The organism is Aneurinibacillus aneurinilyticus ATCC 12856, from assembly GCF_000466385.1.
GTDB classification, from domain to species: Bacteria; Bacillota; Bacilli; order Aneurinibacillales; family Aneurinibacillaceae; genus Aneurinibacillus; species Aneurinibacillus aneurinilyticus.
Map to the genome: position 1 here is coordinate 75,240 of NZ_KE952920.1, position 10,219 is coordinate 85,458.

Here is a 10,219-nt window from a genome sequence, read left to right on the forward strand (position 1 = left end):
TATTATTTAGGACTATTTCCCACTTCCTATGCTCCACTACTTTTATCTTTAATAAAGAATTTACTGTTACATCTGATACAAGAACGCTTAACCTATTGATATGACTAGGTTTTCTATGTATCAGATACTCAATTTTTATATGTTACCTCTCTGATACATCTGTAACATTAGGTGTATCAGATGTATCAGATAATGTTCAGTAAATATCAGCTGGTCTGTTACACCCTATCGAACACGGTTTGCAACCCATAACCTGGTACGCGGGCTCTTCCTTTTCGCTCTTTCCACCCCGGTATGCGTCGAAGGATACTAACAATCTCCCTTGCCTCCCATGGCCGTATAGAGCCTGCTTTGTTATGGAAACATTCAACCCATATTTGTGAGGCACACACCCGATTTCGTAATTGTCCTCCCTCGGACTCTTCGCCCCATTCATCCTCTATAGGCATATCAAGCCATTCTTGAATTAGCCCTACACGTGGATCTTCTTCCATATGCAGACCTTGGATACGTGCGGCATCTTTATCTACCTCTGGCGATAGTGTTAAACCTTCACCGTTGCGATAAGCTTGTAATGCTTCAGCCCATATCTGGCCTATTTCATACTCTGAAAGCTCTGTAAACATATTCTTTGTCCGTTTAGTAGGGTCAACCGTAACAGGCCAAAAACGACGGTTTCCCGTAGGGTCCTTTAGAAAGTCCCAGTTATTCGTAGTTCCGAAAAATACGCATTTACGCGGAAAATCCGTAATCACACGGTCATAGGCTACCCGGTATTTATCTGAACGCTTGGTAATAAACTGCTTGATTTCGTCTACCTCTGTCTTAGACATACCTGCCAGCTCACCAAATTCGAAAATCCAAGCTGATTGGAGGTGTTCGCCCGCCTCTTTGGTGTCAAAGGTTTTAAGCGAATCACTAAACCACCGCTGTGCCAACATTTGAATAATCGTACTTTTGCCGGCACCTTGGGGGCCAACCAAAACCAGCATATAATCAAATTTGCAGCCAGGTTCATAAAGACGTTTTACCGCAGCTACAAGCATTTTCCGGGTCACTTCTCGAACATAAGCTGAATCTTCAGCCCCAAGGTAATGAATGCATAAAGAGTCCAAGCGCTCTACGCCATCCCACTCCTGCGCTTCCAGGTATTCGATAATAGGATGAAACTTGTTAGCGTGGGCCACTTCCGTAAAGGCATTCTTGATAATGGCTGAAGATTTAAACTCATACGTCTTACCAAGCCAGTGTTCCAGTCGCCTATCATCTGCACCAAGCCACGGCTCATAATCTTCATGTTTGTACTCTCGATCTCTCCATGGCAACGGCTTCCGGATGACTTCTGTATTGCCGAAAGCGTCATATGCCAACACACCCTTAAAGGGGCCATTACTAAGGATGATTTCTGCATTCCTGGCTGTTGACAGTGGGAATCCTGTCTTTTCGTTCACTTTTAGTTTGCTTATCCAGTCAATGTCTGGGTCTTCTCCTTCACCCTCAGATACGTCCATATCTGCAAAGTCCTCTGACAGCTCTGCGAGCCTTTCACGCTTCACTTTTACGTCCTGAGTAGCGAATGCCAGCATGGCTGTATAGCTTGGTAATTTCGTAATGTTTGTTCTTTCACTAGCCCGGTCATCCAGTTTACCGAACTTATGCAACCGTACCAGGTCAAAGGCATTCACTTCTCTTCCGCTACAAGGATCACTCTCATGATGCGAGTAGGCAAACGTGTCTTCATCATAGACCACTAATCCACCGTGACTCGTTGAACCGATATGCGTATATCGTGTTAGGCTATCATCTATCGGCTCATATACATCTGACAGAAACGTCGCTATCGCTTCACTGATAGAGTAGCAGCGGCAGAACGCCCCCACTACACCCTCCTTGGCTCTTGGGTCTTCCATACGCTCAGCCGTTTTACGCTGAAGCTTGTCGCCCTTATGCCGTGGCCACTGTAGAGGATCCTGCCAGTCTTCGTACTCATCTAGCACTGCATCTACACATACAGGTTCACCTTCGTAAACGTTCAATACAGGTTCCGCATCTTTGCTACAGCTCGGTAGATACATAAGCCGATGTACATCGAATGTGGTCTTATCAAAGTAGTCCATACCTATCTGCTCCGCTAACTTACGGCTCACAGCAGCATACTCATCCGGGCTCATTACGCGATCAACAGGCATAATCAATCGGTATTTCGGTTTATTCGGTCGATGGCTGTGTGTGGAGTAGACGGCATAAGCCGTCCCCCCCAGTACAAGCTCTAAAGTAAACATGAACTCACTATCTGCGTGGTCTACGTCCAGTGTGATTAGACTGCGAGTATCGATGTTTTCTTTCTTACGTCGACCACCTCGGACAAGGCCACCAACGAATGCAGGACCATCCTTGATTTTCCCGCGTCCGATATTGTGCATCTTGTCATACTGCGCCATGGTTTCATTCGTTCGCCGGACCTTGCGGAGCTTGTCCACAAACTCTTCCCACGTGAGGTATTCAGGTTTCCAGTTCGTATCAGCGCGATGTTTGCCGAAACTGATATCAAGTTCAATGTCGTTCATTGGATCACTTCCTTACGCTGGTTGCGCCACCCTAGTCTGCTTCTTAGTTAGTAGTTTCTTTACAGTAAATAAGTCGATAAACGCTTTAACCTCATCCGTTGGAGAACAATTTTTTAACCCTCGACACTGTGTAATGTGCCCATTACGAACCTCCATGGTGTAAAAAGGCTTATCCGGCTCTGACGCTTTCCGAAGCAATAAGATATTCGTTTCTCCGTTTGCGTAGGACTTTGCATATCCTCCAACGCAATGGCTAAGTTCGTTCCCCTCTTGAATTAGTTCAGCCGTATCTGTAGCTGGTCGCAGTATGAAGCCGTTGGCTTCGAAATTGTATTTCTTTAAGGATTTAAGCCGTGCTTGAATTTGGAGGTTAAGCTCCTTGTCTTGCTTAAACTTCACTTTTTTAATAGTTTTCTGATGAGCAGCATACAGATTATTCGGGAATAAAATATGCTCCTGTTCTAAGTCCATTCCTAGCTCCTGGCAGTCCCTGATATAATCGCGCCAAGTGATTAAAACTGTTGAGTCCTCCCAGAAATGCCCCCTAACGCCTCCTCTTCGAACATCTTCTCTTCGTAATTGTTTTAGAATGTATCGAACAATCCGAGTAAAGGGTGCATAAGCGGACAACTTCATTGCTTCAGACAAATAGTAGCCAGTTGAAAGGCCCCGTAATAGATGCGCCTCTTGAAACGACAACGATAGCCCATGCTTCCTGTAAAAGTGGTAACTGTGAAGTACAAGAGGGTCTATTTTTATATTTGATGTACGTAACTCTTTAATCTGGCTCTTTGACATCCGGAGTACCTTCTCAAGAGTCTTTCCTCTCCAGTTCACGACACCATATGTTTGATAATCGAGCAGCTTCGCTTCAATCAAGCCACGTAACCCTAACTTAGTGAGATATTCTACACATGGGTATTTTGCAGCTAAATCGAAAAACCGTACGAGATCAGCAGATTGATTGGTGTACTTCTCCCATGTACTATATTGAAATGGTGTTCCTTGAACAGCAGACTCAACGCTCTCCATCGAAAGATAGCAACTTTTATTTTTCATGCTATTGTTAAACTCCGAGCGTACCGCTTTTCTCTTGGTCCACTTATCCTCCCAGTAACTTTGATAAAGCATCATGCTTTTTCCAGGTTGAAAGAGGTACATCGCTACTGTTCGAAACTTCGTTTCCGTTTTGTAATAGTTACCACTGTAATCTCGTTCTACGTACAAGCCCCAAGCCACAATAGCATTAGGGTCGATAACCGACTTTTCGTAGTAAACAAAGTAGGCGTCGTCACTCAAATATTTCCGGCCTCTCCCGCTTGCCTTGACTGTGCATACCGACTGGCATTTAGGGCATTTCTTAATTTCATTATGGCGAAGGTAAAGGGGGTAATCCGTGCCCGGCCCACGCAGATATTCTTTACGACAATGCGTGCAATAGGCGTACTGGAGACTTTTTACGCGACGTGTAAAGATGTATCGACTTTGAAGAAGGGCAACATCCCTAGCAAAGTCGACAATGCCTTGACTAACCTGTTTAGGAAAATGAGCAAAGATATCTTGAAAATTAGTATCCTTTGACATGATTACGCCCCCTATTCCAGTAATGCATCAAAGTCAAAGTCGATTTCTTCTGATTCAGTAGTATCCTCTTTGACTGGCTCCATTTGTTTAGCTGTATCTTTTTTCGCTGAAGCTTCTGCGGTTTGATTCTTCTGTTTTTTGGGATCTGTTGCAGCGGACTCCTCATTTTTGAAATAGTTCAGCACAATTGCGAACCCTTCACTATCAGACAACACCGCCATATTCCCAACTTTTTTCTTTTCAGCGACTTTCCGCATTGCTTCAAGGCTTTTTATAATCGTTTTGTCCGTCTTAAGGATGCTACTAGCGTCCTCTGGATTTTGTTCTAAGTGCTGCAATAAGAATTGACCGATCGCTTGTACCGCTGGATTATCACTGCCGGATATTTCAGATTGTAGTTTTGCAATTGCTTCAGCTTGCATTGATTATTCCTCCTATTTGTCCAAAATGGGCGTATATACCCGTTGCATAAATTTGTAAATTCGAAGATTATTTGCTAGAATAAAATGAATTGTGAGTTATCGGGGCTATCTGCCCCGCTGGCGTTTAGCCAGGGCTTGTGGATATTACTCATTTTCTTAGCCCTCTTTGTTGCTTTAGTGATTCTAAGATTTATTAGTCTTCTACTAACGACAACTCAAAACAAGGGGGAAACGCCTATGAAAAACAACGGTAAGAAAGAAAAAATGAGCCTTCTCACTTCTTCAGCGCTTGAAACAAAATGGGCTTTGGGAGTGAGTTACACAGCCGGGATTGCAATGTCCCCGATAGCTCATAATTAAATTTTCACCACATTTTGTGTTATCAAATTTGATCTACTATCAATCCTTCTGATAAAAGTCACATTCAAACCCTGCCGCAGATAAGGGAAGCCCAGGAGCCCAACTGATCGGGTTTCCCATTACTGCCGTTACATGTTCTAAAGAGCCTTTTCCTATCGGTACATCTAGCACTACTTCATCGTGTACGTGCATAACAGTCTCGTATCCCTCTGCATCTAAGCGCATTAAGCTCTCTGCCAAACAGTCACGCGCTATAGCTTGTACCAAGTTCTCTACCAATCGACCGCCATATGTGCGGTGCGACATCCATTTCTTTTTGACTTGATCCATACCATCAAACACTAGGCCGTCTTTGTCAAAATTCGGGTCTGGTTTAATCCTCGGGTTAACATATGCCAAGCTCCGGCCACTCGGTAAATCAGCGAACAGCACACCCGCCTCATAGCGGTACTGTACTCCGTGTGCTAGCTTTACCGTCGTTTTTTCCCGTACCGCTGTCACTGCCGCTTCTTCTGCGGCGTACCACAACTTAACGATATTCGGATTGGCCTTTCGCCATTGTTTTACCAGTCTAGGCAGTTCCTCCTCTGCTATGCCGCTTCTCAAGGCGCCCATGGCTATTAGCGCATTAGGGCCGCCTTGGTATCCACACGCCAATGTGGCTACTTTACCTTTTGCCCGTAGCTCATAGTTGGCGTGACCTTTCGTAATTGTTTCAAATGGCACTTTGAACATCTGAGCCGCTGTGGCCTCATATATCTTGCCATGACCCCGAAATACATCGAGTACCCAGTACTCATCTGCCAGCCACGCAATTACCCTAGCTTCAATAGCGGAGAAATCTGATACAATAAACCTGTGCCCTTCAGATGGAATAAACGCTGTGCGAATGAGCTGACTTAGCACAAACGGTGGAGGCCCGAACAACATTTCCAGTAACTCAAAATCTCCACTTCGTAACGTTTCCCGTGCGAGGGTCAAATCATCAACCTTGTTCTGTGGCAAGTTCTGTACCTGGACTAGACGACCTGCCCAACGCCAAGTACGGTTCGCCCCGCAGAACTGTAGAAGACCTCTAACCCTCTCATCAGCACACATACTGCGAGACATCGCATTATATTTATCCACACTTGTCTTACTCATCTCTTGCCGTAGTTCCAGTACTCGGCGCGTTTCATCATCAGGGGCAGCATCCAAAAGCACAGGCATATGCGTTTTAGACAATCCATCGGGCGTTTCAAGCCCTCTATCAGATAACCACCCTTTAAGTTGAGTAAGGCTGTTCGGATTTTCTAATCCTGTTAAATCACGCGCTTCCTGTACTAGCCTTGCTTCGTATTGTTTGTCGCAGGCAATAGCTTGCTGGAACAAAACCGGATCAAGTCGAACCCCTCTATCATTAATCCGTTGATCAAGCGCCCATAAATGCCATTCATGAGCTGGCACAGGGAACCGTTCCAACTTGCGACGGACTTCCCTTTCTACAACTACGTCCTGTCGGTTGTAGGCTTTGTACTCCTCCCATTTCTCCATGTCGTGATGTGGGTAGTTGCGCGTCCTTCCACCGTTAGCCTTTGTCGGTTTGCATGGAACAGAGAAATACTTAATCAGGTTTTTACCTTTCGTATCCTTTTGTGCCTCCAGCTTCAGTACTCCTGCGACGCCTTCTAGGTATCCAGGCAATCCCAATGCGAGAGCATGGACCGCTGTACAACGCCACTGGAGAGGATCGCAGTAAATACCAAAGTGTTTGGCAATAGATGTGCGCTCGAAGTTCGCATTGTACGCCGTTTTCACCACGTTCGGGTCTGTCAGATCATGCAGTACTTGCCCTGGTAGGTCTTCAAAAGCCGTAAGGTCTACTACTTGCACATCCTCATCGTCGTAGGCATAGGCGAATAGTAGAATTTCGAAGTCAGGTGCTTCGACATATCGATATACACCCGATTTGGTTAGATCAACACTACTGTACGTCTCAAGGTCAATTTGCAGTATCGGCGTCATTTCTCTTCACGCAATTTCATTTTGAAATCCTCAAGCACAAGCCCTAATTTTTTGACCCTCACTGGATGTGCACCAAGGTCAACGCTATGGATGCTATTAACAATCGTTCGTTTATAATCGCCTACTGCCACACCTCCGAGATAACTAAGTGTGTCCTCTTCCGAATCGAATTTTTTTACCTGGTCTTCCTCGTTGTAGCACTCGTCACGTTCTGTCACACTAACCAGCCATACTTTCAAACCCAAAAACCTCCTAACTGTCTTGATAGAAAAGGGGACTCCTCAGAATCCCCGTTCTCATTGATTAATTCAGAAAATCTTCTTCCTCGTAATCGACATCATCATCAAAATCCACATCAGCAAACTCATCATCGACGCTCGATCTACCACCCAAGAACTCACCGTCTTGTACTTTCACCACATTATTGAGACCAGCCGCAACCCCGCGATTGCCTTTCGCATCAAACGGATAGAAGTTTATGCTAACTTTGGCATAGCAGCCGCTGTACACTTCCGTAGTGTCTGTGATCTCTTGGAATTTCGTCTTGCCGTCAGGCCCTTTGCCGATTGGCTTGGCGATACCTGGTTTGTTTTTGCTTGTTGCATTCAGGAAGTAGTGGCCCGCGTAAGCTTCATCATCTGGGCGCTCTTCATCTCCATCACGTAACGGCGTTTTGCAGTTAGCCGGAACCTTGCCGCCCCACTTGCTCTTGCCCAATTCCTTAGCAGCATCAACAGCAGTTTTAATCTTGCGTAACGTCTCCTTGTCCGATTTTGGAATTAAGATCGCTGTGCTGTATTTCGCGTCTTCCCCATCAATAGAAGCTGGTTCAAAAATATGCACGTATGAGAGTCTAACCTTTCCAGTGATTACCTTTGTTGTGTTGTTATCGATTGCCATGTGTTCATTCTCCTTTGAATTATTTTTATAAGAACCAGATGACCATTTCCCTGAAGTCATTTGATTGATATGGTAGTCTGCAATATCACCCATAGATCAGACCTCCATATCAATGTTTTCAAAATCTTTTTCCAAACTATTTAGTTCTGGGCGTTTGTCCGTTTCTGGAACAAGAACCGGCTTACCCGGTGGCTTTATGATTAGATCGCCCAGCATTGCATTAAATTCTTTCTTACCAATTCGCTTTTCTAACTCACCGATGCTAAGCAGCTCTTGCGGTTTCAGGTACTTCTCTGGCTCCAGTTCAGCAGCTTCTAGCGCTGCTTTTGCTGCACCCTTATCCGTAATCACCCGATTGCTCCGGCCCTCTACAAGCTTCCATTGTGGAATGCAATTGCCGGATAAGGCTTGTCCATAAGCGTAATCCTCTACGTCTTTTGCCCACGCTTTAAGCTGTTCAGCGATGAACAGGATAGGGCCGATTTCCTCATTTGAGAGCAACGCAGGGTCTTTGAATTCATGGGCCAAGGCTCTCATATTAGCCTCAGCACGAGCCCGACAGTTGCCTTTAACCTTGCACCAGCGGCAATGACCCCCAGCCTTGAAATCTCCTTTCCCAGCGAATGCGAGCTCGGCAGCAGGTTTGACAACAGATTCTGCCCACTCTAGCAAGTCATCTAGTACCAGTGAAGCCGTACTAACATTGTCCAGACGAGGTTGAACGATTGTCATGCGAACCTCATTGATAGAATAAAGATAGTTGTAACCCCACCAGGCACCGAGGGCGTATAGTCGAATCTGTGGGTTTCCTTCAGCGCTGACAGGTACACCCTTGCCGTACTTAAGGTCAATAACTTCTAGTACGCCGTCTGCAATAAGCACCACATCTCCTGTGCCATATCCCTCTGGCACCCACTCTGTGAAATCCAAGCGCTCCTCTAGTAGTAAAACAGCGTCTATGGATCTCGCCTTAGCTTCCATGAATCGCTCTTGTACCAGCTCCACGTATTCCTGAACTGCATTTTCCATCTCAGGACCGTAAAACTTATTAGCCTTAAACTGCTCTAGTTTGTCGTCTAAAGCTTTACGCTCTTTGGAATTACAAGGAAGCAAGCGCCGACGTAGCTTGATTTCTGAAAGCTCATGTGCAGCTGTTCCTTCATCCGCGTATTCACTACGCTTGTCTGGAATGTTCTCCTGTAGCCGCGCACTAGGGGGGCAATTAATCCACTGTTCCGCTTTGGATGCCCCTAGTAAGGCGTGAGCGCGTTCAGCGTGTGCCTGCTGTATCATATCTCTTCCAGTGCAGCAAGGAAGGCCGCCCGTTTCTCCTCTGGCACATCAGATATGGATTTGCTTCCGAACTTATCTAGAAGTGCTTTGATGGCTTTTTTTCCTTCAGCTGTGCTGCCTTTCTCCTTTGCTTTTGCCCTAAGTTCCACAACATCAGGTACAGCCTCAGCTTTGTCGCTGTCTTGGCTTTCTTCTGGCTCGGGTTGTGTAGTAGCAGGCGCCTCTTTCGGTGTCTCATCTTTCTTAGACGTTGTGTTCGTTCTGCGCTGGTGTGGTTTCGGTTCTTCAGATGCTGGTACTGATGCCTCAGAATTTAGTTCTTCGGCCTTTGGTTCTTCAGATACTGATGTTGATGCTGATACAACCTGTCCCTTAAAAGCTGCGGATAAAATAGCAAATTCCTGAATAGCTTGCGTAGCGTTTTCCCCGTTGACGATGATTTGAACTGGCATAATATAATTCCTCCTATTTGAAATTCAAGGTTAGATTGTGATAGAGTAAAGATAAGAAAATTTTTGATTCAGATGACCTGCTCGCAACAGGTCATTTTTTATTGCTGATTATCCATTTTTACTTTGTATCTCATTCTCTTCACCTCACTTTTGTATGTATTGCACTTCTTGGAAGTGCTGCCAGAACCGCGAGATTGGTCGAGAGTTGTCCCCCGCAGTCCTGGCAGCAGGCCCGAGACAGGCTTGCTGTACACACGTTCGTGTGTTATGCTGTTTGTAACTGGTATTTTCTTATGAAGCTGTTAGAGTGTTCCCGCACTCAGCAGCTTTTTTCTTTGCAAGATAATGTGATAGTTCGTGATAGCGTTGTAAGTTCAACTTGTGATAAGACCATGCTGCCTGATAGCCTTTCTCTTCACCGATTGCCCTGTATGCTTCAGCCAACTCTTCATATTCCTTGGCTTCCTTCTTTGCCTCTTTCAACTCCAGTTCGATTCGATTCAGTTCCAGACGATGTTGATAGGCTTCGTTCTGTTCAGCATCCATCAAGCTCATATCGTAGCCTGCTGTACGTTCTAGCACTTCCTGCATACGCATATTCCAGTTCATTCTCATGCTCCTTTCTTATCCACCTAAT

10 protein-coding genes are annotated in these 10,219 nt (G+C 45.4%); 1 reads left to right on the plus strand and 9 read right to left on the minus strand.

Features of this window, described 5'->3' with window-relative positions; genetic code table 11:
- Positions 1–218: 218 nt before the first annotated feature.
- The 3 genes from HMPREF0083_RS25730 to HMPREF0083_RS26820 are packed head-to-tail and all read right to left on the minus strand — an operon-like array spanning position 219 to position 4,573.
- Entirely contained in the window at positions 219–2,567 is a 2,349-nt protein-coding gene (locus HMPREF0083_RS25730; protein ID WP_021624929.1) for a virulence-associated E family protein, read from the minus strand.
- Between the two features lie 12 nt (positions 2,568–2,579).
- Positions 2,580–4,151: a PcfJ domain-containing protein gene (locus tag HMPREF0083_RS25735; protein WP_021624930.1), complete on the minus strand. Its 1,572-nt coding sequence runs from the start codon at positions 4,149–4,151 to the stop codon at positions 2,580–2,582.
- A gap of 11 nt (positions 4,152–4,162) precedes the next feature.
- Positions 4,163–4,573 (minus strand): Cas9 inhibitor AcrIIA9 family protein, encoded by a 411-nt coding sequence (locus tag HMPREF0083_RS26820; RefSeq protein ID WP_021624931.1) that lies wholly within the window; start codon positions 4,571–4,573, stop codon positions 4,163–4,165.
- Positions 4,574–4,810: 237 nt separating this feature from the next.
- On the opposite strand from HMPREF0083_RS26820, the gene HMPREF0083_RS29890 reads away from it, so the two are divergent.
- A complete protein-coding gene (locus tag HMPREF0083_RS29890) occupies positions 4,811–4,933 on the plus strand; it encodes a hypothetical protein (protein ID WP_262360714.1) in 123 nt (40 codons plus the stop codon).
- Between the two features lie 39 nt (positions 4,934–4,972).
- On the opposite strand, the gene HMPREF0083_RS25745 is transcribed toward HMPREF0083_RS29890, so the two are convergent.
- The 6 genes from HMPREF0083_RS25745 to HMPREF0083_RS25770 all read right to left on the minus strand — a co-directional run bounded on the left by HMPREF0083_RS25745 (position 4,973) and on the right by HMPREF0083_RS25770 (position 10,191).
- A complete protein-coding gene (locus HMPREF0083_RS25745) occupies positions 4,973–6,937 on the minus strand; it encodes a DNA polymerase (protein ID WP_021624933.1) in 1,965 nt (654 codons plus the stop codon).
- Positions 6,934–7,176, minus strand: coding sequence for a hypothetical protein (locus tag HMPREF0083_RS25750; RefSeq protein WP_040305137.1), 243 nt, complete (start codon positions 7,174–7,176; stop codon positions 6,934–6,936). Before HMPREF0083_RS25750 ends, HMPREF0083_RS25745 begins: the two co-directional genes overlap by 4 nt.
- 64 nt (positions 7,177–7,240) lie before the next feature.
- Positions 7,241–7,837 (minus strand): DUF2815 family protein, encoded by a 597-nt coding sequence (locus HMPREF0083_RS25755; protein WP_040305182.1) that lies wholly within the window; start codon positions 7,835–7,837, stop codon positions 7,241–7,243.
- 96 nt (positions 7,838–7,933) lie between these two features.
- A complete protein-coding gene (locus HMPREF0083_RS25760; RefSeq protein WP_021624936.1) occupies positions 7,934–9,130 on the minus strand; it encodes a DUF2800 domain-containing protein in 1,197 nt (398 codons plus the stop codon).
- Positions 9,127–9,582 (minus strand): hypothetical protein, encoded by a 456-nt coding sequence (locus HMPREF0083_RS25765; protein ID WP_021624937.1) that lies wholly within the window; start codon positions 9,580–9,582, stop codon positions 9,127–9,129. Before HMPREF0083_RS25765 ends, HMPREF0083_RS25760 begins: the two co-directional genes overlap by 4 nt.
- A 291-nt stretch (positions 9,583–9,873) precedes the next feature.
- On the minus strand, positions 9,874–10,191 hold the full coding sequence (locus tag HMPREF0083_RS25770; protein ID WP_040305140.1) for a hypothetical protein: 318 nt from the start codon (positions 10,189–10,191) through the stop codon (positions 9,874–9,876).
- Positions 10,192–10,219 lie beyond the last annotated feature (28 nt).